The following is a 716-nucleotide window of genomic DNA, read 5'->3' on the forward strand; positions in this document are numbered from 1 at the left end:
CCCAAGGCATTGTTACGCGCATCTAAATCCAACAACCGCGCTTGCGCAGCAATCGAGAGCAGCAAAAAGATAAAAGTAAGAATCAGGAACCTCGCCCTGAAACACCTCTGCGGGTACCCCAAACACACGGAGGCGTAGTCTACAAAACTGGCACATATTGCTATCACTATCAGAGCGGGCTCCTAATCTTACAAATAACTCAACCTACGCGAGGATCTGACTAGGCATAGAATCAGAATCCTTGTCGTCCTTATCCTCTTCATCATCACCACATTCGGGATCTTCGACGGGACAACACGCAACAAGATCGGAGCTCAGCGACTGATATTGGCTAAATCCATAGGCTCCAGCAATCAGGCCAAGTAGCAGCAGAAGTAGAAGTTTATTAAGTTTCATAGTTATTTTCAGTTTTGGTGTTTTTATTTAAAAGCATGCAATTCTCTCCATGCTTGGATTAGATTCTGGTTCGGAAAGATCGCCATCAACTCTTGCTGGACGGCCTCTTCTGAAGCTTCAAAGACTTCGCCCGACTCCACGTCGGCGTAGGCAGCTGCGCAGGATTCACCTCTTGTGACTTCGAAGAAATCACGCACAAATTGTTCAAATGCGCCATGACGATTGTGTCCGGTCCTTGGAAGGCTCACCCAGACCCAAGGCTTATGTTGCTGCCGACCTTGATAAAAATAAGAAAAGCTGGGGTACCAGCGTCCGCCATC

2 protein-coding genes are annotated in these 716 nt (G+C 47.6%); both read right to left on the bottom strand.

Features of this window, described 5'->3' with window-relative positions:
- Nucleotides 1-204: 204 nt before the first annotated feature.
- Entirely contained in the window at nucleotides 205-396 is a 192-nt protein-coding gene (locus QEH52_RS19965) for a hypothetical protein (protein ID WP_308952725.1), read from the bottom strand.
- Between the two features lie 23 nt (nucleotides 397-419).
- On the bottom strand, nucleotides 420-716 hold a 297-nt coding region (locus QEH52_RS19970; RefSeq protein WP_308952727.1), incomplete at its 5' end, for a hypothetical protein.

The sequence above is a fragment of the Thalassobacterium maritimum genome, assembly GCF_031127805.1.
In the GTDB taxonomy this organism is placed as follows: domain Bacteria; phylum Verrucomicrobiota; class Verrucomicrobiia; order Opitutales; family Coraliomargaritaceae; genus Thalassobacterium; species Thalassobacterium maritimum.